The 1,483-nt window shown below is 68.3% G+C and carries 1 protein-coding gene; it reads left to right on the forward strand.

Going from position 1 to position 1,483, the window contains the following annotated elements:
* The first annotated feature begins 240 nt into the window (after positions 1-240).
* Positions 241-1,461, forward strand: coding sequence for an IS110 family RNA-guided transposase (locus tag AC5020_RS16910; RefSeq protein ID WP_377019487.1), 1,221 nt, complete (start codon positions 241-243; stop codon positions 1,459-1,461).
* Positions 1,462-1,483 lie beyond the last annotated feature (22 nt).

Genomic DNA, 1,483 nt, shown 5'->3' on the forward strand with positions numbered 1-1,483 from the left:
TGCTCACTGGGGGACCCTCCTTAGTGCGGCCTTGTTCGGTAGGGTCGTGACCACTCGGTCCCGGCGGGTGCATGGCCTAGGATGCGAGCCGTTCGACGGCCAGCATGAGTTCTGCCAGCCCTGCCGGGCCGAGGCCATCTGAACGGCGTCAGGAACATGCCCCCTCGAGGGCCGAGCAGTGAGCTTCCGGCAGATGTCCTCCACCAAGTGGTGCTCCTTCGAAAGACCTGGAGTACGTGCATGTATGTCGGATGGGACTGGGGCAACACCACCCATGCAATTGCGGTCATCGACGACCACGGCCATCTCGTCGATCGCTGGCCCACCCCTCACAACGAGGACGGCCTGCGCGCCACATTCGCTCGCCTGGCCGGCCACGCCGCGCCGGCTGACCTGCCGGTCGCGATCGAGACCACCCGCGGGCTGATCGTGGACCGACTCCTGGCGGCCGGACACCCGGTCGTGGCCGTCCACCCCAATGCGTTCAACGCTGTGCGTCCCCGCTGGGGCGCGGCCCGCGCGAAGGACGATCCCGGCGACGCGTTCAAGCTCGCTGACTACCTGCGCACCGACGGCCACCGCTTGAGGACCCTGCGCCCGACCGAGCAGACCACCCTCGAGCTGCAAGCCCTGGTGCGCGCCCGCGAGGATCAGGTCACCGCCCGCGTGACGGCGACCAACCAGCTCGCCGCGCTGCTGGCCGAACACTGGCCCGGTGCCGGGACGGTCTTCGCTGACCTGGACTCCGACATCGCCCTGGCATTCTGCGATCGCTTCCCCACCCGCAGCTCCGCGCGGCACCTGGCACCGGCGAGAATGCGCGACTGGCTGGCCCGCCAGCACTACTCCGGACGCACCGATCCTGCCGTACTGATCGGCAGGCTCCGTAACGCTCCCGCGCCCGTCTCCAGACTGAGTGACGAGACGATCACCGTGCTGGTGCGCAACCAGATCGCCGTCATCCGCGCCCTGAAGACCGTGATCTGCGAGCTCGAGGCCCAGATCGACACGGCTCTGGCCACCCACCCCTGGGCAGCCCTGATCGAGAACCTTCCCAGGGTGGGGACCGTCAACCTCGCCCAGATCATCGGCGAGGCCGGCCCCCTGCTGGAGCACGCCGCCAGCGCGGACCAGCTCGCTGCCGAAGCCGGCGTCGTGCCCGTCACCCGCGCCTCGGGCAAGTCCCGCGCAGTCGTGTTCCGCTACGCCACCAACCGGCGAGCCAGACAAGCCCTCATCCGCTGGGCCGACAACTCCCGACACTCCTCGACCTGGGCCAGAAACATCTACGACACCGCTCGAGAACAAGGCAAACGACATCCCCACGCCGTGCGGATCCTGGCCCGCTCCTGGCTGCGGATCATCTACGCCTGCTGGCGCGACGGAACGTGCTACGACCCCACCATCCACGAGCGGCGCAGAACCGACAGAAACGACCACAGCAGCGCTCTCACGGCCTAGAGGTTGACTCAGGGAACTCATG

The organism is Brachybacterium sp. SYSU DS0246, from assembly GCF_059391765.1.

What these genes read in the sequence shown, in the direction of transcription:
- AC5020_RS16910 (WP_377019487.1), top strand. Translation starts at nt 241, where the DNA reads ATGTATGTCGGATGGGACTGGGGCAACACCACCCATGCAATTGCGGTC.